At 74.6% G+C, this 20,724-nt stretch carries 18 protein-coding genes; 4 read left to right on the top strand and 14 right to left on the bottom strand.

Going from position 1 to position 20,724, the window contains the following annotated elements:
- Window positions 1-25 precede the first annotated feature (25 nt).
- The 6 genes from AB0C76_RS16880 to bldG form a co-directional block, all read right to left on the bottom strand.
- On the bottom strand, window positions 26-484 hold the full coding sequence (locus AB0C76_RS16880) for a DUF3592 domain-containing protein (protein ID WP_359965222.1): 459 nt from the start codon (window positions 482-484) through the stop codon (window positions 26-28).
- A 214-nt stretch (window positions 485-698) separates the two neighbouring features.
- Window positions 699-2,231 carry a methyltransferase gene (locus AB0C76_RS16875; protein WP_359965220.1) on the bottom strand — a complete coding sequence of 511 codons (1,533 nt, stop codon included), beginning with the start codon at window positions 2,229-2,231 and terminating at the stop codon, window positions 699-701.
- A gap of 81 nt (window positions 2,232-2,312) precedes the next feature.
- Window positions 2,313-3,083, bottom strand: a complete 771-nt coding sequence (locus AB0C76_RS16870; protein ID WP_359965218.1) for a hypothetical protein — start codon at window positions 3,081-3,083, stop codon at window positions 2,313-2,315.
- 165 nt (window positions 3,084-3,248) lie between these two features.
- Window positions 3,249-3,617 carry a cyclophilin-like fold protein gene (locus AB0C76_RS16865; protein WP_359965216.1) on the bottom strand — a complete coding sequence of 123 codons (369 nt, stop codon included), beginning with the start codon at window positions 3,615-3,617 and terminating at the stop codon, window positions 3,249-3,251.
- 196 nt (window positions 3,618-3,813) lie between these two features.
- Window positions 3,814-4,233: an ATP-binding protein gene (locus tag AB0C76_RS16860; protein WP_359965214.1), complete on the bottom strand. Its 420-nt coding sequence runs from the start codon at window positions 4,231-4,233 to the stop codon at window positions 3,814-3,816.
- Window positions 4,234-4,391: 158 nt separating this feature from the next.
- Window positions 4,392-4,733, bottom strand: coding sequence for an anti-sigma factor antagonist BldG (gene bldG, locus AB0C76_RS16855; protein ID WP_049659132.1), 342 nt, complete (start codon window positions 4,731-4,733; stop codon window positions 4,392-4,394).
- Between the two features lie 223 nt (window positions 4,734-4,956).
- On the opposite strand from bldG, the gene AB0C76_RS16850 reads away from it, so the two are divergent.
- Complete coding sequence (locus AB0C76_RS16850; RefSeq protein ID WP_359965212.1) at window positions 4,957-7,314, top strand: DEAD/DEAH box helicase; 2,358 nt, start codon at window positions 4,957-4,959, stop codon at window positions 7,312-7,314.
- Here the strand turns inward: AB0C76_RS16850 and AB0C76_RS16845 are convergent.
- The 7 genes from AB0C76_RS16845 to ssd all read right to left on the bottom strand — a co-directional run bounded on the left by AB0C76_RS16845 (window position 7,309) and on the right by ssd (window position 13,093).
- A complete protein-coding gene (locus tag AB0C76_RS16845) occupies window positions 7,309-7,773 on the bottom strand; it encodes an Rv3654c family TadE-like protein (protein WP_359965210.1) in 465 nt (154 codons plus the stop codon). The genes AB0C76_RS16850 and AB0C76_RS16845 overlap by 6 nt on opposite strands.
- Window positions 7,761-8,162, bottom strand: a complete 402-nt coding sequence (locus AB0C76_RS16840; RefSeq protein WP_359965208.1) for a TadE family type IV pilus minor pilin — start codon at window positions 8,160-8,162, stop codon at window positions 7,761-7,763. Before AB0C76_RS16840 ends, AB0C76_RS16845 begins: the two co-directional genes overlap by 13 nt.
- Window positions 8,152-8,424 (bottom strand): DUF4244 domain-containing protein, encoded by a 273-nt coding sequence (locus AB0C76_RS16835; RefSeq protein ID WP_359965206.1) that lies wholly within the window; start codon window positions 8,422-8,424, stop codon window positions 8,152-8,154. Before AB0C76_RS16835 ends, AB0C76_RS16840 begins: the two co-directional genes overlap by 11 nt.
- Before the next feature lie 99 nt (window positions 8,425-8,523).
- A complete protein-coding gene (locus AB0C76_RS16830; protein WP_359965204.1) occupies window positions 8,524-9,105 on the bottom strand; it encodes a type II secretion system F family protein in 582 nt (193 codons plus the stop codon).
- 182 nt (window positions 9,106-9,287) lie between these two features.
- Window positions 9,288-10,418 carry a type II secretion system F family protein gene (locus AB0C76_RS16825; RefSeq protein WP_359965202.1) on the bottom strand — a complete coding sequence of 377 codons (1,131 nt, stop codon included), beginning with the start codon at window positions 10,416-10,418 and terminating at the stop codon, window positions 9,288-9,290.
- A gap of 171 nt (window positions 10,419-10,589) precedes the next feature.
- Window positions 10,590-11,969 carry a TadA family conjugal transfer-associated ATPase gene (locus tag AB0C76_RS16820; RefSeq protein ID WP_359965200.1) on the bottom strand — a complete coding sequence of 460 codons (1,380 nt, stop codon included), beginning with the start codon at window positions 11,967-11,969 and terminating at the stop codon, window positions 10,590-10,592.
- On the bottom strand, window positions 11,969-13,093 hold the full coding sequence (ssd, locus tag AB0C76_RS16815; protein WP_359965198.1) for a septum site-determining protein Ssd: 1,125 nt from the start codon (window positions 13,091-13,093) through the stop codon (window positions 11,969-11,971). Before ssd ends, AB0C76_RS16820 begins: the two co-directional genes overlap by 1 nt.
- A gap of 713 nt (window positions 13,094-13,806) precedes the next feature.
- On the opposite strand from ssd, the gene AB0C76_RS16810 reads away from it, so the two are divergent.
- On the top strand, window positions 13,807-14,706 hold the full coding sequence (locus AB0C76_RS16810; RefSeq protein WP_359965197.1) for an HAD-IB family hydrolase: 900 nt from the start codon (window positions 13,807-13,809) through the stop codon (window positions 14,704-14,706).
- Between the two features lie 501 nt (window positions 14,707-15,207).
- Here the strand turns inward: AB0C76_RS16810 and AB0C76_RS16805 are convergent.
- Window positions 15,208-16,098, bottom strand: coding sequence for an oxidoreductase (locus tag AB0C76_RS16805; protein ID WP_359965195.1), 891 nt, complete (start codon window positions 16,096-16,098; stop codon window positions 15,208-15,210).
- A gap of 233 nt (window positions 16,099-16,331) precedes the next feature.
- Between AB0C76_RS16805 and AB0C76_RS16800 the strand changes: the two genes are divergently transcribed.
- On the top strand, window positions 16,332-17,339 hold the full coding sequence (locus AB0C76_RS16800) for an ATP-binding protein (protein WP_359965193.1): 1,008 nt from the start codon (window positions 16,332-16,334) through the stop codon (window positions 17,337-17,339).
- A gap of 529 nt (window positions 17,340-17,868) precedes the next feature.
- A complete protein-coding gene (locus AB0C76_RS16795) occupies window positions 17,869-20,202 on the top strand; it encodes a SulP family inorganic anion transporter (protein WP_359965191.1) in 2,334 nt (777 codons plus the stop codon).
- The last annotated feature ends 522 nt before the right edge of the window (window positions 20,203-20,724 follow it).

Raw genomic sequence — 20,724 nt, 5'->3', positions numbered from 1 at the left:
CCGGACCGGCCGCGGCCCTGCGGATTCAGCCGACGACGGCCGCCAGCAGGCCCGCCCCGGCCGCCAGGCAGCAGGTGCCGAGCGCGCTCCACAGCAGGTCCGCCACCGCCGGGCGGCTGATCTCCCCCGCGGCCAGCACGACCCGGTCCGGACGGCGCGGGTCGTAGCAGATCCGGACCGAGGCGCCGGGGGCGAAGCGGACGGGACGGCGCAGCGGCGTGTGGCCGCGCGGACGAGCGAGCACCCGCTCGGCGCACCGCCCCGCTCCGGGGCCGCCGACCGACGGCAGCGCCGAGAAGGAGAGCAGCGGCGCACTGTCGAGCTCGCCGTGCGCGTCCTCCTCGGCGACCACGACGGCCTCGGCCGACACCCCCCGGCGGCGGACCCGGTAGCGAAGGCGCACTTCGGCGGCGCACCAGAGCAGCAGCGCGCCACCGAACAGGGCGAGCACCAGCCCGCCCACGACCGCCGTCGTCCTGTCCACCCCTCGCCCCCGGCTCCCCAGCTCTGTCCACAGCCTGTGGACAGAGCCTCGCAGTGGGCGGCCAACGCGGTACGGCCGTCGGGAGGCCGATGGACGAACCAGGGGCTACGGGGAGGTGAACCGGGGCGCCCGTCCAGTCCGGGAGGCGGGAGCCCGTCCCGTCCTGGCGGGCGGGTGCCCCTCCCGTTCGGGCAGTGGGCGCCGGGGCTTCGGCTCAGGCGACGGGGCGGATGAAGCCCTGCTCGGTCAGCAGCCGCAGCGACTCCGGGACGCGGTCCCGCAGGACGACGCGGTCCTCGCCGAGCAACTGGGCGATGGCGTCCACGATCTCGCCCGCCGACAGCGTCCCGTCGCAGACGCCGACGAAGCCCGCACCGACGGTGTCCACCTTGGTGGCCCGCCGCATGCCGCGGTTGTGACGCAGGATCACGTGCTCCGGGTCCTCCGCGCCGGGCGCGCCGACCTGCTCCTGGACGACCTCGTCGGCCAGCACGTACCGGGCCGCGAGCAGGCCCGCGTCGTCGTGCGAGCGCAGGAAGTCCTGCCGGTCGAACCACTCCTCGATGTGCGGACCGAGCGGCTGCTCCACCGGATGCGGCCACTCCTCCACCCGGACCGTCGGACGCTCGGCGCCGCTCGCCCGGAGGGTGATCCAGCCCATGCCGATGCCCTCGACCCGGCCCGCCTCGAAGGCGTCCAGCCACTCGCCGTAACGGGCCTGGTAGTCGCCGCCCGGACCGCGGTGGTCGCCGCCGTCGCGCAGCCACAACTCGGCGTACTGGGCGACGTCCTGGACCTCGCGCTGGACGATCCAGGCGTCCAGCCCGGTGCCCGCGACCCAGCCGGCCAGCCGCTCGTGCCAGTCCTCGCCCTTGACGTGCTGCCAGTTGGCCAGCAACTGGCAGTAGCCGCCCGGCTCCAGATGGGCCGCGGCGGAACGGACCAGGGTGCGGCACAGGTCGTCGCCGGCCATGCCGCCGTCGCGGTAGGTGAACCGCCCGGCCGGCGAGATCACGAACGGCGGGTTGGAGACGATCAGGTCGAACTTCCGCTCCCCGACCGGCTCGAAGAGGCTCCCGGCGGCGGCCTCGGTGTTGTCGAAGCCGGACAGCGCCAGCGTCAGCTCGGAGAAGCGCAGCGCGCGCGGGTTGAGGTCGGTGGCGGTGACCTTCTGGGCGTGCCGGGCCGCGTGCAGCGCCTGCACGCCGGAGCCCGAACCGAGGTCCAGCGCGGCGCGGACGGGCCGGCGCACGGTGATGTTGGCCAGCGTCGTGGAGGCGCCGCCGACCCCGAGCACCAGGTCCTTGCGGGCCACGCCGTGCGCCGTCTCGCCGGAGCCGATGCCGCCCGCGCCGCCCACCGCGCAGCCCAGGTCGGAGACCACCCAGGCGTCCGAACTGGGCAGCCCGGCGACCTCGTTGGCGTAGGGGCGGACGTCCACGGTGGCGCGCACCAGGTCGCCGTCCGGACGCAGCCAGCCGTCCGCGAGGCAGTCCTCGACCGGCAGCACGGCCGCGGCCGCCTTGTAGGGCACCGGCTGCTGGAGCAGGAACAGCCGGACCAGCGTCTCCAGCGGGCCGTCGCCGCGGGTCGCGCGCAGCGCCGGGACCGCCTCGCTGCGGGCCAGCGCCGCGTAGCCGGTGGGCCCGAGCAGGTCGAGGCAGCCGTCGGCGGTGAACGAGGCGGCGAGCAGCGCCTCGCGCAGCTTGGCGAGGCGGGTGGGGTCGAGAACGGGGCTACTGATCACCCAGCCATTGTCCCCCGGGCCGCGGGCGCACCCGCCGTGCCCGGGCCGGGCGCGACGGGTGTGCCTCGGGCGTGCGGCGGGTCAGCTCGCGCTGGGCGCGGGCGCGGACGGGGCGGCGGCCGGCGTGGTGGCGGGCGTGGCCGCCGGGCCGGCGCTGCCCGTCGCGGACGGGGCCGGGGTGCCGCCGGGCGCGGCGGAGGGGGCGCCGGTCGCCCCGTCGGTCGGTGCGGCGGTGCCCGGAGCCGTCGCCGGGGCCGTGCCACCGCCGCTCGGGGCGGGGGTGGCCGACCCGGCGCTCGGGGCGGCGGTGGCCGCGGAGGGCTTGCAGCCGTCCTGCTTGGCCATGGCCGCGCCGAGGTCGCCGCGCTGGAGCTTGCCCTGCGCCTGGGTGGACAGCGTGGCCAGCTGCTGGACCTGGTCGGCGACGCTGCGCAGCCCGTCCGCGAACTTGGACTGGTCGGCGCTGGACAGCGCGTCCAGCTTCTTCTGGACGTCCAGGTAGCCGTCGGCCGCCTTGTTCAGCTCGGCGACGGTGTCCTTCTGCAGGTTGGCGCCGTCGTCGACCTTCGGCGCCCCGGCCGCGTCGATCGCCTTCGCGATGTCCTGGTTGGTCTTGGCGAGGCGCCCGATGTCGGCGGAGAGCCGCTTCTGCAGGTCGGCCGGGGCCTCGCCGGTCTTCACCTGGCCGGTGTCGGCGAGCGCGCTCTGCGCCTGGGCGATCGGGTCCTTGGCCGCGCCGCAGACGTTCGACGCCCAGGACTCCAGCTGCTTGCTGTTGTCGTCGCCGCAGCCGACGGCTCCGAACGCGAGCAGCACGCCGAGGGCGGGTACGGCCAGCAGTCGCTTGTTCACCGGGAGAAGCCTTTCGGTTCGGTCGTCTTCGGTCGTCGAACCTACACGCCGCCGATCGACCCCCGGTTCCCGGCCGCCCGGGCCGGGTTCGGGCCCGACGAAGGCCTGCCTCGGGCTCGCCCGGGGCCTCTCTCAGCCCGAACCCGGCCCGAACCCGGCCCGAACTCAGGCGCGCTCGACGCGGATCGGGTCGCCCGGCCGGACCGTCCGCAGCACCTGGGCGTCGCCGTCCAGCGCGCCGAGGATGTTGCAGGGGCTGGCCAGTCGGCACTCGTCGCCGCGCGAGATCGGCGTCGGCCCGTACGGCAGGGCGAGGCTGTCGCCGTCCGTCCAGAACGCCACCGTGCCCGGCTCGACGACCTGTTCGGCGTCGTCCTCCCGCGGCACGCTGACCGGCGTCCCGAAGTAGACCTCCTCGCCCCAGGTGCTGGCCGAGGAGCCGATCGGCAGCTCGGCCCAGAGCGCCTCGGCGGTGGGGGTGGCCCGCAGGGTGGCGGTCGCCTGACCGGCCGGCCACAGAATGCGTATCCGCATGCTCGTCCTCTTCCGCGACAGGTCCGATCGTCGATCGCCGGTCGGACCCGGTCGTGCCGGAAGCAGCGAACCGCCGGGTTCAACAGTTTGTCAACGGGATCCCGAGGAATGGACGCACGTCGTAACGGCCCTGCGGCCACACGGGCTCACAGGTCCAGTCGCGGCGAAGCCGGAGATCGTCCGGCCCTCCCGGTCCTCAGACCGCGACGGCGTCGACCGAAACCGGCCAGCTCATCCGGATCAGGCCACCGTCCGTGCCGTTGGTGACCTCCAGGTCCTCGACCAGGCCGGTGATCACGGCAAGGCCCAGGGTGTCCTCGTCCGGATCGCCGCCCTCGGCCGCGCCGGAGGCCGGAACGGCGGGCGGGCCCGCCTCGTCCTCGACCTCGATGAGGAAACGCTTCTCCTGGTCGATCAGCGCGACCCTGACGGTGCCGCCGATGCCGCCGCGCTGGTGCAGCCCGACCGCGCGGGAGCACGCCTCACCGACCGCGAGCCGTACCTCGTCGAGCACCGACTCGTCGACGCCGGCCCGTCTGGCGACTGCCGCGGCGACCAGCCGGGCCGTGCGGACGTGCTCGGGAAGCGCGCTGAATCGAAGTTCGACGGTTGCCATCTCTCCCCCTCGGGGTGCTCCGACCGGGGCCGACGCCGCGGCCCCTGCGGGCCGGCCGAACCGGCCCCGGTGCGGCCGGGGACGACCGGGGCGAGGAGCCCCGACCATCCCGACCGCGTGAATCGGGCGGGCCGGCCACCAGGACCGGCCCGGCCGCATCAGTCGGTCGCGTTGACCGCGTCGTCCACCGAGGTGTGGATCGGGAAGACCTTGGTCAGGCCGGTGATGCGGAAGATCTTCAGGATGCGCTCCTGGTTGCAGACCAGGCGCAGCGAGCCCTCATGGGCACGCACCCGCTTCAGACCGCCCACCAGTACGCCCAGACCGGTCGAGTCGAGGAAGTCCACACCCTCCATGTCGACGACGAGGTGGTACTTGCCGTCGTTGACGAGCTCGACCAGCTGCTCCCGCAGCTTCGGGGCGGTGTACACATCGATCTCGCCGCCAACCTCGACGACCGTGCGATCGCCGACTGAACGGGTCGACAGGGACAGGTCCACGGAACCTCCAGCACCTTGCCTTGCTACGTCATGTGCGTTCCTCGGCCGGACGGCCGCCACCGCATGGTCGCGAGCCTCGGGCGCGCCCAGCCAACGCGTGGCAAGCCTCGGCGCTGCGACCCACGGCCATACGGCCGTCACGGCCACATTCAACCACCTGCGACCATGCCCGCACGATGGCTTAGGACGATTCTCCGTCACGCCGGTGACACACTGGGTCCCCATGCCGCCCCGTCACAGCCTGCCCGAGGCACTGCTCACGACCCTGTCCACCACCAGGGGGCGGTCCGACCGGCTCACCCATACGGAGCACCTTCCCGCCCGACCTGCGCGTTATGCGCCTTGGCCGGACTCGATCCGCGCCGAGATCACGGCCGCCGCGCGCGCCGTCGGCGTGGAACAGCCCTGGGCGCACCAGGCGGAAGCCATGAACCTGGCCAAAACCGGCCAGACTGTGGTGATCGCCACAGGCACCGCCTCGGGCAAGTCGCTCGGCTATCTGGCCCCGGTCCTGAGTGATCTGCTGGACGGCACCGAGGCCCGCAACGGCCGCGGCGCGACCGCCCTCTACCTCGCCCCGACCAAGGCGCTCGCCGCCGACCAGCGACGCCGCGCCGCCGAACTCGCGCCGCCCCGGGTCCGGGCCGCCCTCTACGACGGCGACACTCCGCCCGAGGAGCGCGAGTGGGTCCGCCAGTACGCCTCCTACGTGCTCACCAACCCGGACATGCTGCACCGGGGCATCCTGCCCGCCCATGCCCGCTGGTCTTCTTTTTTCAAGGTGCTGCGCTACGTGGTCGTCGACGAGTGCCACAGCTACCGGGGCGTGTTCGGCTCGCACGTCGCCCAGGTGCTGCGGCGGCTGCGCCGCATCTGCGCCCGCTACGGTTCGTCACCCACCTTCCTGCTCGCCTCCGCCACCACCGCCGACCCGGCCGCCACCGCGGGGCGGCTCACCGGCCTGCCCGCCGTCGCCGTCACCGATGACGCCTCGCCGCGCGGACCGATGGTCTTCGGCCTCTGGGAGCCGCCGCTGACCGAGAACATCGGCGAGCACGGTGCACCCGTCCGCCGCACCGCCACCGCCGAGGCGGCCTACCTGCTCACCGACCTCGTCGAGCAGCAGACCCGCACCGTCGTGTTCGTCCGCTCCCGCCGAGCCGCCGAACTCGTCGCCCTGCAAGCCCAGGACCAGCTCGGGCGACCGCTCGCCGCGCGGGTGGCGGCCTACCGCGGCGGCTACCTCGCCGACGAACGCCGGGCCCTGGAAGGTGCCCTGCACAGTGGTCAGCTCCTCGGCCTCGCCTCCACCTCCGCCCTCGAACTGGGCGTCGACGTCTCCGGCCTCGACGCCGTCCTGATGGCCGGCTACCCCGGCACCCGGGCCTCGCTGTGGCAGCAGGCGGGCCGGGCCGGACGCGAGGCCCAGGGCGCGCTCGCCGTCCTGATCGCCCGGGACGACCCGCTGGACACCTACCTGGTGCACCACCCCGAGGCGCTGTTCGCGGCTCCCGTCGAGGCCACCGTGCTCGACCCCGACAACCCGCACGTCCTCGCCCCCCACCTCTGCGCGGCCGCGGCCGAACTCCCGCTCACCGACGCCGACCTGGAGCTGTTCGGCCCCTCCACCGCACCGCTGCTGCCCGTCCTGGAACGCCGCGGTCTCCTGCGCCGGCGCAGCGACGGCTCCTGGTACTGGACCCGCCGCGAACGCGCGGCCGACGCCGTCGACCTGCGCGGCAGCGGCGGCAGCCCGGTGCAGATCGTCGAGGCCGCCACCGGCCGGCTGCTCGGCACGGTGGACGCCTCCGCCTCCCACACGACCGTCCACACCGGCGCCGTTCACCTGCACCAGGGGCGCACCTTCCTGGTCCGCGAGCTCGACCTGGAGAACTCCGTCGCCCTGGTCGACGCCGCCGACCCGCCGTACACCACGGCCGCCCGGGACATCACCTCCATCTCCGTGCTCGACACCGACACCACCGTCCGCTGGGGCGAGGGCCGGCTCAGCTTCGGTTCGGTGGAGGTCGTCAACCAGGTGGTCGGCTACCTCCGGAAGAGGATCTCCACCGGGGAGATCATGGGCGAGAGCAAGCTCGACCTGCCGCCCCGCACACTGCGCACCCGGGCGGTCTGGTGGTCCGTCACCGAGGACCAGCTGCTCGACGCGGACATCCCGCTCGACCGGCTGCCCGGCGCCGCCCACGCCGCCGAGCACGCCTCGATCGGACTGCTGCCGCTGTTCGCCACCTGCGACCGCTGGGACATCGGCGGCGTCTCCGTCCCGCTGCACCCCGACACCGAGCTGCCCACCGTCTTCGTCTACGACGGCCACCCGGGCGGAGCCGGCTTCGCCGAACGCGGCTTCCAGCGGGCCGTCCAGTGGCTGACGGCCACCCGCGAGGCGATCGCCGCCTGCGAGTGCGAGCACGGCTGCCCGTCCTGCGTGCAGTCGCCCAAGTGCGGCAACGGGAACGACCCGCTGGACAAGACGGCGGCCGTCCGGCTCCTGGACGTCCTGCTGGCCGGCGCCCCGGAGGCGGCGGACGGGGCTCCCGCCCCCACCGGCACGGACTCATGAACCCTCCTCGACCGGGGTGACCGCGGCCCGGACCGGTCCGGCGCGGGCCCGCGCTCGCGCCGGACCGACCGGAAGCCGCACCGGCAGCCCCGCGACGGGCACCTCGGCCACCACTTCGACGGCGTCGTCGTCCCGGTCCAGCACGCAGGACACCAGGCCCGCCCCCTGTGCGGCGACGATCCCGACCGCCCGACCGCACCCGCCGTCCGGGTCCAGAAACAGCCGGTCCGCCGCCGCGAGGGCCGCGAGATCGGCCGCCGCCTCGGCCCGGTGCCGGGCGACGACGACCGCACCGACCGCCATCGTCGCCGCGAACACCGAGCAGCCGAGCATCGCGAAGGCCACCAGCCAGACCGTCGCCGAGCCGGCGTCCGCGGCACCGCCACGCCCGCGCGCCGCAGCGACCCGGGACCGTGCGCCCACCACCGCCGGCATCAGCCGTCGGGTCAGGCCGGCCATGCCGTTCCTCCTCCCACCAGCGTGTCCTCCCGCGCCGCCACCGCGACGGCGCTCAGCCGCACCGAGAGCAGGCCGCCGAGCCTGCCGGGCGCGCCGCAGGGCGCGTCCACGGTGACCCGCACGGTGTCGGCCGCCAGGGCGACCTCGACCTGCGCTCCGGGCGGGGCCGCCTCACGGGCGACCACAACGGCGTCGGTCTCCCCGCGGGCCGCGGCCCGGGCGCCGACCCGGGCCGCGTCCACGCACCGGATCTGGGCCGCCGCGGCGAGCACGCCCCAGATCAGCAATGCCGCGAGCAGGACCAACGCCGGCATGGCCACCGCCGTCTCCGCCGTCACGAACCCCGCGTCACCGGGTGCCCTGCCGCGCCGACACCTGCTACGTCGCATGGAGCGCCCGCTCCAGCAAATCGGTCAGTGCCCCCGTGACGGTCGCGCTGGTCACCACCTTGTAGAGCCCGGCCGCGAACGCACACGCGCCCAGCGTGCCGACCGCGTACTCCGCAGTGGTCATCCCGGCGTCCGAGCGGCCCCTGGCCCGGACCACCCGCCGGACCCGGCGCGCGGCCCAGCGTCCTCGGCGCCTCCACACCCCCGGCAACGGCCTGGCCGGAAGGGCGTTCACGAGCCTGGGCCCGATCACAACAGCCATGGTCTTCTCCTCATCGGTTTCGGTTGCACGCAATGCACGCGACGCGTGCGAGATGCGTGCGATGGACTCGGTGGATTCGGTGGGGCTGCCGGGGACCCCTCACACCGCCAGTGCGAACCGGCTGGTCAGCCCCACGACGACCGGTACGACGCCGATCAGCACGAAGGCCGGGAGGAAGCAGAGCCCCAGCGGCGCGGTGGCCAGTACCCCCGCACGGCGGACCCGGGCGTGGGCCGCCCTGCCCGCCGCCGTCCGCCGTGCGTGGGCGAGCCCGACCAGGGGCCCGGCCGCCGGGGAGCCCCCGAGGCTCGTGCGGACCATGCAGCGGGCCAGCGGTGCCAGCGAGGGGTGCTGCTCGCCCAGTCGGTTCCAGCACAGCTCCGGCGGTGCGCCCAGGGCCAGTTCGGCCCCGATCGCCACCAGCCGGGGCCCCATCGGAGCGCTCACGCTCCGCCCGACCGCCATGACCGCCGCGGAGGGGGAGGCCGCCGAGCCGAGGCAGGCCGCCAGCAGCTCGGCGCTCAGCGGGAGTTGCCGGGTGAGCAACTCCTCCGCCAGCTCGGCCCGTCGATCGGCCCGGGACCGCGCTCGCGCCAGCGCCTGGTAGGCGCCTACCGCCAGCACCACCCCGAGCAGCAGCCCGAGGCCACCACCCAGCGCCAGAGCCGCTCCAGCGCCCACCAACGCCGCCATCGCCGACCGCCGGAACAACCCGGCCCCGCCCGCCTCCCGCGCCAACGGAGCCGACCGCGCCACCGGAACCCCTCCGAAGAGCCTGGCCGAGGCTCGGCGCCGCCTCACCCACCGGCGCGCCGGCACGACTCCCGCCGCCACAGCGGCCATCAGGACCACCGCACCCCACATCACCCGGCCACCGCCTCTGCCCTGGCGCTCCTGTTGCTCACCGGCCTGCGCCGGGCCCGGCGGCGTGGCAGGCCGCTCAACGGCCGCCCGGCGCCCCGGACTCCCCACTCGCCACGCACTCGCCCGGAGCGGCGCGTGGCGGCCTTCAGGGCCCGGGACGCCGCTCGCACGACTCTCGGCACCTTCGGGGCCCGCGCCGCCCACGGGCCCGGAGCAACAGCGCCGATCCCCGGGCCTGCGGGGTCCTCCAAGCCGCCCCGGGCCGCCGCCCGCACGATCCGAGCCGTCCAGGCCACGCCCAGTCCTTCCAGCCCGGCCCCCACCACGAGGCAGCCGAGCCCGGCAGACGTGTGCAGGAGGACGTCCACCGGCCTCGCTCCCATCGCGGTGCCCAGAAGCAGCCCGGCCGCCGGCAACACCGCCAGGACGGCGATCGTCGTTCGAGGCCCCGCCAGTTCACCGGCGATCTCCTCGGCCAGGGCCTGCTCACCGCGCAGCGCCTCCGCGACCCGGTCCAGCGCGGCGGCCAGCCCCGCACCCCCGTCCGACGCGACCCGCCAACAGGCCGCGATCGCCGCCGCCCCGCTCCCGCCCGGCAGTTCGGCGAGCAGGTGCAGCGCGCCGGGAACGTCGCCCCCGTAGCGGCCGGCCGCCAGCCGCGCGACCGGCTCCTCGCCCAACCTGCGCAGGGCCTCCGGGTCGGCCGCGGTGCGTGCCGTCACCACGTGGAGCGCCTGCTCCGGCGTCGACCCGCTGCGCAACTCGCCTGCCAGCCCGGCGCAGAGCTCGACCACACCGGCTGCCCGGCGCCTTGCCTCCGCCGCCACGGCCCGCCGCAGCCGCCACCTCCGGAGCGGCACCACGGCGAGAGCACCGACGAGCACCGGTACCGGCGAGGCCGTCACGTACCCGGCCGCCAATCCCACGGGGAGGAGCAGCAGTTCGGGAACCAGCCACTGCGGTGGCCCGAGTGCACCCGCCGGCCCCATGGGAGGCACCGGCGGCCCGGCACCCGCCAGCACGAGCCTGGAACGCCGCCCGCCCGGCTGCTGCTGCACCACGTACCACCCGCCGAGCGCGAGCACACACAGCGCCGCGGCCCACCACAGCGAGATCTGACTATTGATCACCTCGTGAACCTCCTTGTCATCATCCACGTCGTCGACGTCATCCACGTCGTCGACGTCATCGGCCTTTCCGCCCCCAGTCCCCCAGCAGCGCGAGGGCGCCCACCGAGAGCACGCTCAGCAGCAGGACGTACCCGAGTTCCACCGCTCGCGTGCTCACCCCGGCGAGCCCCGTCACGGCGGCCCCGCCGAGAGCGTGACGCCGCGCGCCGCCAGCAGCCCGAGCAGTCGCTCCCAGCCCGCCTTCGGGGCCGTTCGGCCGTCCGCCGTGAACTCCACCGCCGGGATGGTCACGGCCAGACCTTCGCGGTCCCCCGTCAGCGTGTGGATCTCGGCCACCCGGCGCCGCCCCGAGCCCGGCTCCCGGACCAGGTGCACCACCAGGTCGAGCGCGGCGCGCAATTGGCTGTGCAGCGACGGCCGGTCGAGCCCGGCGAGCGAGCCCAACGCCTCCAGCCGCACCGGCACGTCCGCCGCCGTGTTGGCGTGGACCGTCCCGCAGCCGCCCTCGTGGCCGGTGTTCAGCGCGGCCAGCAGGTCCGACACCTCGGCCCCGCGCACCTCTCCGATGACCAGCCGGTCGGGCCGCATCCGCAGTGCCTGCCGGACCAGGTCCCGGAGGGTGAGCTCGCCGAGCCCCTCCTGGTTGGGCGGTCTGCTCTGCAGCCGGACCACGTGCGGATGGGCCGGTTGCAGCTCGGCGGAGTCCTCGGCGACCACGATCCGTTCGTCCGGGCCGACGAGGCCGAGCAGGGCCGCGAGGAGCGTGGTCTTGCCCGTCCCCGTGCCGCCGGAGACCAGGAGCGACAGCCGGGCCCGCACGATGCCGGCCAGCAGGTCGGCGCCCTCGGGTGGCAGCGTCCCGCCCGCCACCAGCTCGGCGAGCGTGAACGGCCGGGGCCGACAGACCCGCAGCGAGATGTGCGTGCAGCCGGCCGCGATCGGCGGCAGCACGGCGTGCAGCCTGGTCCCGTCCGGGAGCCGGGCGTCCACCCAGGGGCGGGCGTCGTCCAGCCGCCGCCCCGCCGCGGTGGCCAGTCGGTGCGCCAGCCGCCGGACCGCCTCGGCGTCGGCGAAGCGGACCCCGGTGGCGCGGTACAGGCCGCCGCCACGGTCGACCCACACCTCCTCCGGACCGTTCACCAGGACGTCCGTGACGTCGGGCGCCGCCAGCAGCCGGTCCAGCGGGCCCGCACCCACCAGTTCGGCGCGCAGGGAGCGCACGGTGTCCAGGACCTCGTCCCCTCCGAGCGGCGGCCGGGTGGCCCGCAGCGCGGCGGCGACGGAGCCGTCCGTCGGAGCGGCGCCCGACTCGGCCAGCCGCAGCCGGACCGCGTCCAGCAGCGCCGCCGTCCGCTCCTCCCGGGCCGTCCGCCCGTAGGGGCACGGACGGGACTGTTCCGGCGGCCCGTCGGGCGGGGGGACGCTCCGGAGCAGCCGGTGCTCCCGCGCACCGCCGCTCCGGCCGGGCGAGCCGCTCACCCCTCCGGCACCGGCGGCAGCACCGCTGCCGGCCGAGCCGGACCCGATGCCTGTTCTGCGCAGACGGACCATCAGTACACACCTCCTCCGACCGCCGGCACCGGCGGCAGCACTTCGTCCAGGAAGGTCGCGCAGAAGCGCGCGAGCGGGCCGTTGTCCCGCGTCCCGGGCGGTACGCCCTTCTCGACGTCCTCGACCAGCCCGGGCTCCGGCTCCAGCTCTCCCGCGAGCTCCAACCGCAGCCCGCGGGCGATCCGCCCGGCCGGGAGGCCGCGCGACCGCAGCGGACGCACCACCGCCCGGACGTCCCCGAGCCGCATCCGGACCGCCGCCGCGACCCGGTCGGCGGCGGCCACCGCCCGCAGTTCGGCCGGGACCACCAGCAGCGCCAGGTCCGACTGCTCAAGCGCCTGCCCCGCCGCCGCGTCGAGGTGGCGCGCCACGTCGACGACGACGAGCCCGCCGCGCCGTCTGGAGGCGGCCAGGACGCTGCGCATGGCCTCGGGCGGCACGGCCAGCGTGTCTCCGCGGTCCCACGACAGGCAGGAGAGTCTGGACGGCCGTTTGAGCGCCGGCAGCGCCCGGGCCAGTTCGGTCCCGCTGACCCGGCCGCGGGAGCCGGCCAGATCGGGCCAGCGCAGCCCGCGGGCCGTCTCTCCGCCCAGCAGGATGTCCAGGCCGCCGCCCAGCGGATCCCCGTCGATCAGCATCGTCCGCCGGCCGGACCGCGCCGCGGTGACCGCGAGGGCACACGCCAGGGTGGAGGCCCCGGCCCCGCCGCGGCCGCCGAGCACGGCGACGGTGAGCGCCGGGGGCCCGACGCCCTCGGCCGCGTCGGCGATCCGGTCGAGCAGCCAGGCCTCGGCGTCGGGGAGGAACAGCACGTGCTCGGCGCCGAGTTGGACGGCTCTGACCCACACCTCCGGGTCGTCCAGGTCCAGCCCCAGCAGCAGGACCCCGGCGCGCCGGGGCAGCCCCGCGCACCGGGCCACCTGGTCGTCCCCGACCAGGACCAGCGAGGAGCTCTCCCAGAGCCCGCGCGGCGGCGGGGCACCCCGGATCAGCTGCGGTTCGGTGCCCGCGGCCGCGCAGAGCCGCACCAGGTGCTCGGCGAGGCGCTCGTCCTCGGTGAGGACCAGCGGCCCGGCGGCTCCGGGCCCCTCGACGGTGGTGTGGCCGGTGATCGGCGTCGACATGGTGCTCTCCCCTCCGCGCTGGCGACCGCTGTCCACGGCCGACGGCGCGCGTCCGACGGTTGGGGCGGACGGCCGCCCGGGAGGGCCCGGGAGAGGCCCTGAGGAAGGCCCCGGCGACCGCCGCCGAACCTCACGGTGGGGGCTGATCGGGATTCCGTCATCGGGCTTCCGAATCCCTGTGGACAACTCGACGCCTGTGGATAAATGCGTTCACCCGGGCGGGGGGCTAATGAGCCAAGAATTGACGCACCGGGATCACGGAGATGAACCGGGGACTCCGGTCGCACTCACCGCGCGACATCGCCGGACTCCTCTCACGGCGCCGTCCGGCATCCCGGACCGCCGCGACGGGGGCGGCAAGTGGCCACCGGCAGGCATGAGCAAACGGCGACGCAGAGTGACGAAAGGTGGTGGACGGGCCCCGCTGCCGACACCCCCTGTACACCGCGGGCGGTCGGCCGGGCACACTCGCCGTGAAGGGCCTTCAAGCCCTGAAAATGGCCCCGGACGTGCGACGACCCCCGCCGGGGGGGAGAGCGGGGGTCGTCTATCCACAGCCCGACTCGGGGGGGAGGAGCCGGACCGGGTTAGCACGGTCGCGAACGATCCGTGACTTCCATGGTGTACCCGAGAGGCCAGAAACACAAACCCGCACGCCCGCGAGTACGCCGAATGGCGGGGTGTTTTTGCAGCTCCCTCTATCCTCGGTTCCCGTGGACACCACCGAGAACGCCGACGACCGAGCCGACGACTCCGCGGGCGGCACCACCGGGCCCGCCGACGCTCCCGCCCCCGCGCACCCCCGGCCGGACGGCACCCGCACGGCGGCCTTCTTCGACCTGGACAAGACGATCATCGCCAAGTCGAGCGCACTGGCCTTCAGCCGCCCGTTCTACCAGGGGGGACTGATCAACCGTCGGGCCGTACTGCGCAGCGCGTACGCCCAGTTCGTGTTCCTCGTCGGCGGCGCGGACCACGACCAGATGGAGAAGATGCGCGCGTACCTCTCGTCGCTCATCCGGGGCTGGAACGTGCAGCAGGTCCGGGAGATCGTCGCCGAGACGCTGCACAACCTGATCGACCCGATCATCTACGACGAGGCCGCCTCACTGATCGAGCAGCACCACGCGGCCGGCCGGGACGTGGTGATCGTCAGCAGCTCGGGCTCCGAGGTGGTCGAGCCGATCGGCGCCCTGCTCGGCGCGGACCACGTGATCGCCACCCGGCTGAAGATCGAGGACGGCTGCTACACCGGCGAGATCGAGTACTACGCCTACGCCGAGAACAAGGCCGCCGCCATCCGGGAGTTGGCCGGGACCGAGGGCTACGACCTGACCCAGTCCTACGCCTACAGCGACTCCTCCACCGACCTGCCGCTGCTGGAGGCCGTCGGCCACCCGTCCGCCGTCAACCCGGACCGCGCCCTGCGGAAGGAGGCCGCAGCCCGGGAGTGGCCGGTGCTGGTCTTCGACAAGCCGGTGGAACTGCGGCGGCGGCTCCCGGAGTTCTCCGCCCCGAGCGGCTCGGTGCTCACCGCCGTGGCGGTCGGGACGGCCGTGCTGACCGCCGGCGTGATCTGGTACCTGGCCCGGCGCCGCCGGCCGACCGCCTGACGCCCGGGACGGGCCGTTCCGGAGCCGCCCCGGGCCGGATCCGGGCCGGCCCCGGCCCGGATCCGGCGTCGCCGACTCTCCGACTTTGGGACAAAACGGGCAATTGCCGCAGACTTCCCGTTTCGGGTTCCCCTTTCACCCGAAACGCGATACAAAGGAAACACGGCCCGCGAGACCCGGTCAGGACCGAAGAGGTCAAACCGACAACGCAGTTCAGGCCCCACGGACCGCGTGTACACGTAGCCGAGCACCCACATGCAGCCGACCCGCTGTCGGGCCGCCGGACCAGGCGAACGGGCAGGATCCCCGTCTGATCGGCACTTCCGGAGCATGCTTGGTCACCCGGCACTTGTACCAGCGGCGGCACCCGACAGGATCAGGTGCCGCCGCATTTCGCGTCCGGGCAAGGCCGTTCGGTGCCGCGCGCGGCCACCGCGGTCCGGGGTGCCGGGGCCTCCCAGGCCCCGGCACCCCCACAACCCCCGCGGGCTCGCCGCCCAGTCAGACCATTCCGCGCTGCATCGCCTCGCAGACCGCCGTGCTCTCCCGCACGCCGAGCCGCAACGCCCGGCCGCAGTGCGCGATCCAGGCACCCATGCCCTCCGGCGTCCCGGACAGGTAACCGGCCAGCGCCCGCCGGTAGGCGTCCGTCCCGAGCTCGGCGAGGCCGACCTCGGCCGGGCAGATCGACTTCGGGTCGAGCCCCTCGGCGATCAGCACGATCCGCTGGGCGGCCCGCGCGATCACCCCGTTGTGGGCGCCGAACGGGCGCAGCGCGAGCAGTTCCCCGTGGACCACCGACGCGACCACGAGGGCCGGCGTCCCGACGCCCTGCCCCTCCGCCCGCGCGACCAGGAGCCGCGAGAGCTGGTCGAGGCGCGCGGCGACCTCCTCGGCCGCGGGCGCGGGCGGCAGCACCGGCAGCGGGGCGTCCACCACGACGGCCTCGACGCTCTCCACCGGCTCCAGGTCGAGCGGGAACAGCTCCTCCGCCGCCTCCCCCGCGCGCCGCGGACGGCCCGCGGACGGGTCGGCGTCGCCGACCGCGAGCAGGTGCAGCCGGGCCAGCACCTGGAGCGGCGAGTGCCGCCAGATGCTGAGCAGCTGGCCGGCCTCGGCGGCGATCCGCAGAGCGGCGCCAACCGTACGGGCGCCGTCGTCCGCACCGAAGTCACTGCGGCGCCGGACCTCCTCCAGCGGCCAGTCCGCCCCGGCCAGTGCCGCGGAGGCGCGGGCACCGCGCAGCGCGGACTCGGAGGTGACCTCGGCCGCGCGGCGGCGCATCACCCGGTGGCCGTAGAGGCGGTCGACGGCCTTGCGCACCTCGGCCACCGCGTCGGGCACCCCGGGGAGCTGGGCCAGCGGGGCGAGGGGATCTGTTCCAGTGCTCACCTACCCGAGAGTAATGAACCGGCCGCCCCTCCCGGAACAGCAACCCCGCATCACCCGTTAGAGGCAATCCTCACTTCCCGTCCGCAGGGACGCCCAAACCCCGGCTAGCATGGCCACTATCGGAGACGATAACGATTTCCAGTTACGTCCCGGCGCCAGTTGAGCTCCCAGGGCGAGGCCCGGGGGCGGAACCCCCGGAGCGAGAGCCCCCGAGCGAGAGCCGGAGTCCCCAGATGAAGATCGCCTTCGTCGGAAAGGGCGGCAGCGGCAAGACGACGCTGTCCGCGCTGTTCATCCGCCACCTGGCCGCCACGGGCCGGCCGGTGATCGCCGTCGACGCCGACATCAACCAGCACCTGGGCCCCGCCCTCGGACTGACGGACGACCAGGCCGCCGCACTGCCCTCGCTCGGCGCGCACCTGCCGGAGATCAAGGAATACCTGCGCGGCGGCAACCCGCTGATCGGTTCGGCGGACGAGATGATCAAGACCACGCCGCCCGGCCGGGGTTCGCGCCTGCTGCGCATCGTCGAGGAGAACCCGGTCTACGCCGCCTGCGCGCGGCCGATCGCCCTGGACGAGGGCTCGGTACGGCTGCTCGCGACCGGCGCCTTCACCGAGGAGGACCTCGGGGTGGCCTGCTACCACTCCAAGGTCGGCGCGGTCGAGCTACTGCTCAACCACCTGGTGGACGGCCGCGACGAGTACCTCGTCACCGACATGACGGCGGGCTCGGACTCCTTCGCCTCCGGCCTGTTCACCCGCTTCGACCTGACCTTCCTGGTAGCCGAGCCGACCCGCAAGGGCGTCTCGGTCTACCGCCAGTACAAGGACTACGCCCGCGACTTCGGCGTGCACCTGCGAGTGATCGGCAACAAGGTGCAGGGCCCGGACGACCTGGCGTTCCTGCGCCGCGAGGTCGGCGACGACCTGCTCACGACGTTCGGGCACTCGGACTGGGTGCGACGCCTGGAGCAGGGCGCCGAGCCGCCGCTGAGGACCCTGGAGCCGGCCAACCGGGCCGTGCTGGAGCAGTTGCTGACCGAGGTCGACGCCGCCCACGGGCGCCGCGACGCACGCCGCTACACCGACCAGGCCGTGCTCTTCCACCTGCGGAACGCGGAGAGCTGGGCCAGCGCCAAGGTGGGCGTCGACCTCGCGACCCAGGTCGACCACGGTTTCGTACTCGGCGAGTCCGTCCACGACGGCGGGCGGCCCGCCCCGGCCGGCGCACCCGCCTGACGAGCCGTCCGGACCGAGCCGGCGGGCGGCACCGGAACGGGCCGTGCCCTCCCCCACCCCGGGGAGGGCACGGCCCGTTCGACGTGTCCGGGGTGCCCACCAGCAGATTTACAGCGGTTCGAACACCACCCAATGGGGTGAATCAGGGGCTTTTCCCCTTCCGTCACGGGTGACCGCGTGCAAAGCTTTCATTACCCTCGGTTTACCGAGTCTTGATGGTCCGTCCCGACGGCCCTCTGCGAGGCCTCCCGCTCCTCGCCGAGGCCCCTGGCGGGCCCTGATGGTCAAGGTCCGGCCGGTGACACCCGCACTCCCCGCCGCGCCTGCACCATCCCGCCACACCGTCGCGACCCACGACAGCCGATCCGCCCCGGAACCCCACGACCGGATTCGCCGCCGGACCTGACTGCGTTCGTTCCCCCGGACAGACGGGAAGACAATGACCCTCGACATCTCCAGCGCCCCCATCGCCTCCGACACGACCGACCACGCACCGCCGGGTCCAGGATCCGGCCCCCGCGTCCGGTGGATGCAGGACCTCTCGGCCTCCCTGGTGGTCTTCCTGATCGCCGTGCCGTTCTCCCTCGGCATCGCGCTCGCCACCGGAGCCCCGCTCACCGCGGGCCTCGCCGCGGCCGCCGTCGGTGGCATCGTCGTCGGACTGCTCGGGGGCACGCCCCTCCAGGTCAGCGGACCCTCGGCCGCGCTGACCGTGATCACCGCCGGGCTGATCGCCCAGTACGGCTGGCGGGCCACCTGCGCCATCACGCTCGCGGCCGGGCTGCTCCAACTCCTCCTCGGCGCACGCCGGGTGGCGCGGACGGCGCTCGCCGTCTCGCCCGCCATCGTGCACGGCATGCTCGCCGGGGTCGGGCTCGCCATCGCGATCGCCCAGCTGCACGTCGTGCTCGGCGGCTCCCCGCAGAGCTCCGCGATCGCCAACATCCTGGCCCTGCCTGGGCAGTTGGCTGGTCCGCACCCGCCCGCCGTGCTGATCGGCGCGGTGACCGTGGCCGTCCTGCTCGGCTGGCCTCGGCTCGGCCGAATCCCGGGCCGAGCCGGCGAGTTGGGCGCGAAGCTGGCCAAGGTGCCCGGACCGCTGGCCGCCATCGCCGCCGCCACGGCGCTCGCCACCGCGACGAACCTGCCGCTCGCCCACATCGAACTCCCCTCCTGGCAGCCGCACTCGTTCGTCCCCGCGCTCCCGCACGGACCACTCGCCGGCGTGGTCGCCGCCGTCCTCACCGTCACCGCGGTCGCGAGCGTCGAGTCGCTGCTCTCCGCCGTCGCGATCGACCGGATGTCCCGCCGCACCGGCGACCTCGACCGCGAACTGCGTGGCCAGGGCGTCGCCAACGTCGTCAGCGGCCTGGTCGGCGGACTCCCGATCGCCGGGGGCGCGGTCCGCAGCACCGCCAACGTGCGCGCGGGCGGGCAGACCAGGTGGGCATCGGTCCTGCACGGCGTCTGGGTTCTCGCGGCCGCCGTGGCGCTCACCGGCGGGCTGCGCCGGATCCCGCTGGCCGCACTGGGCGCGCTGGTGCTGGTCGTCGGACTGCAGATGATGAGCTTCGCGCACATCCGCAAGGTCCACCGGCACCGCGAGTTCCCGGTCTACCTCATCACCGGGCTGGGCGTCGTGGTGTTCGGCGTGCTGTGGGGCGTGACGCTCGGCGCCGCGACCGCCGTCCTGCTCGCGCTCTACCGGCTCACCCGCGCCCATGTGGACGTGGTGGCCGGCCCCGGCGGCTCGGTGACGGTCCAGACGCACGGCCCGCTCACCTTCACCGCCGTACCCCGCCTGAGCCGGGCACTGGCCGGGATCCCCGCCGATGCCGACGTGACGGTGGTCCACGACGGCTCCTTCCTGGACCACGCCGCGTACGAGACGCTGCACAGCTGGCGCTCCGGGCACCAGGCCGGTGGCGGACGGGTCTCCATGGTGACGAGGCGCCAGGACGACGAGGTGCTCGACCCCGACGGGACGGTCCGTGCCGGCAGCTCCCCGGGTCCGCACCGCTGCCGGGCCTGGACGCCCTGGGTGGGCCACCACTGCATCGACCAACAGGAGGACCCGCACGGCCGGCTGCTCGACGGCGTCCGGGTGTTCCAACAGCACACCGCCCCGCTGATCCGGCCCGAGCTCGCCCGGCTGGCCAGGGAGGGGCAGACGCCCTCCCAGCTCTTCCTGACCTGCGCGGACTCCCGGATGGTCACCAGCATGATCACCAACAGCGGCCCGGGCGACCTCTTCACCGTCCGCAACGTCGGGAACCTCGTGCCGGCCCCGTTCGAGCCCGGCGCGGCCGACGACTCGGTCGCGGCCGCGGTGCAGTACGCCGTCGAGGCGCTGGAGGTGCGATCGATCACGATCTGCGGCCACTCCGGCTGCGGGGCGATGAAGGCCCTGCTGGACGGCGTCCACGAGCGCCCGGGCACACCGACCCCGCTGACCCGCTGGCTGCGCAACGGCCGCGGCTCGCTCGACCGGCTCCGTCGGGCCCCCGCCGAGTTCGCCGACCGGCCGGTGGTGGACCTCGCCGAGCAGCTCTGCATCACCAACGTCGTCCAGCAGCTGGACCAGCTGATGGCGAACCCGGCGGTGGAGCGGCGGGTCGAGGACGGCACCCTGCGCCTGGTCGGGATGTACTTCGACTTCGCGACCGCCCAGGCGTACGTGCTCGACCGCGAGGCCGGCACCTTCAGTCCGGTCCAGGCTCGTCCGGCCGAAGCGGGGCCCGACGAGGCGCTCGCCGGCGCGGTACCGGGCGCGCCGGCGGTGTGCCCGCCCGGAGGAGTGAAGGGCATCCCGGACCGGGTGTCCACCGCCGGCAGCGAGGAGGACCCCCAGCTGGCCGCCTGAGAGCCGGGCCCGTGTCCCCGCCGGGCGGGCCGGGGCACGGGCCCCTCCAACCTCCACGACCTCCACGACCTCCACGACCTCCACGACCTCCGCGACTTCTGCGACCCGACCTCCACGACCTCCGCGACTTCTGCGACCCGACCTCCGCGACCTCCGCGACTTCTGCGGCGCCGCCGCTTGGCAGTCCGGCCGGCCGTCCCGATGGCCACCGGGGCAGCCAGCCCGACGGCCACGGCGGAGTCCGCCGACGGGGGCCCTCCACGACGACGTCCGTTCGACTCTCGGTCAAAGGTCTACACCAATTCCCGGGTGCCTCTTGTCAAGTGGGCGCTTCGCCTGGTGAGCTGTGCGCTGGGACACACGGGACAATCCCCACGCACGGGATCGTCCCAGATCATGACTCGATGAGGAGTGCGTGTTGAGCAACGAGAGCCTGGCCAACCTGCTCAAGGAGGAGCGTCGTTTCGCTCCCCCGGCAGAGCTCGCCGCAGCGGCCAACGTCACCGCGGCCGCGTACGCGCA

Source organism: Kitasatospora sp. NPDC048722 (genome assembly GCF_040650235.1).
Classification (GTDB): domain Bacteria; phylum Actinomycetota; class Actinomycetes; order Streptomycetales; family Streptomycetaceae; genus Kitasatospora.
The sequence above is the reverse complement of the archived record's forward strand: the minus strand, read 5'-3'. Positions and strand labels throughout refer to the sequence as shown.

Coding starts and splice junctions, on each gene's coding strand:
- AB0C76_RS16865 (WP_359965216.1), bottom strand. CDS start 3,617: ATGCGGATACGCATTCTGTGGCCGGCCGGTCAGGCGACCGCCACCCTG.
- AB0C76_RS16860 (WP_359965214.1), bottom strand. CDS start 4,233: ATGGCAACCGTCGAACTTCGATTCAGCGCGCTTCCCGAGCACGTCCGC.
- AB0C76_RS16850 (WP_359965212.1), top strand. CDS start 4,957: ATGCCGCCCCGTCACAGCCTGCCCGAGGCACTGCTCACGACCCTGTCC.
- AB0C76_RS16845 (WP_359965210.1), bottom strand. CDS start 7,773: ATGGCCGGCCTGACCCGACGGCTGATGCCGGCGGTGGTGGGCGCACGG.
- AB0C76_RS16840 (WP_359965208.1), bottom strand. CDS start 8,162: ATGCGACGTAGCAGGTGTCGGCGCGGCAGGGCACCCGGTGACGCGGGG.
- AB0C76_RS16835 (WP_359965206.1), bottom strand. CDS start 8,424: ATGGCTGTTGTGATCGGGCCCAGGCTCGTGAACGCCCTTCCGGCCAGG.
- AB0C76_RS16820 (WP_359965200.1), bottom strand. CDS start 11,969: ATGGTCCGTCTGCGCAGAACAGGCATCGGGTCCGGCTCGGCCGGCAGC.
- ssd (WP_359965198.1), bottom strand. CDS start 13,093: ATGTCGACGCCGATCACCGGCCACACCACCGTCGAGGGGCCCGGAGCC.
- AB0C76_RS16800 (WP_359965193.1), top strand. CDS start 16,332: ATGAAGATCGCCTTCGTCGGAAAGGGCGGCAGCGGCAAGACGACGCTG.
- AB0C76_RS16795 (WP_359965191.1), top strand. CDS start 17,869: ATGCAGGACCTCTCGGCCTCCCTGGTGGTCTTCCTGATCGCCGTGCCG.